General features: G+C 36.8%; 1 protein-coding gene. It reads right to left on the reverse strand.

Translation table 11 applies throughout. The features are described 5' to 3' along the window. Nucleotides 1-203: ATP-binding protein (locus ABR854_RS26050; protein ID WP_350268759.1), on the reverse strand; the 203-nt coding region annotated here is incomplete at its 3' end. Nucleotides 204-223: the final 20 nt, after the last annotated feature.

A 223-nucleotide genomic window follows, 5' to 3' on the forward strand; every position in this document is an offset into this window, starting at 1 on the left:
GGTAATTGAGAGGTAATAATCGTTGAAGCTCTACCATGCCTATCTTCAATCATCTGTAAGAGTGTAATTTTCATAGGATTGTCAAGTGGTTGTAAGCCCCAATCATCTAAAATAATGAGGTGCATTTTTTCAATTCGAGCGAGTTCTTTACTAATAGAGTTGTCTGCTTTTGCCAGATTGAACCTTTGCAAGAGTTTAGTCATAGAGAAGTACCCAACTTTCA

This window comes from Emticicia sp. W12TSBA100-4, from assembly GCF_040253585.1.
GTDB lineage: Bacteria > Bacteroidota > Bacteroidia > Cytophagales > Spirosomataceae > Emticicia.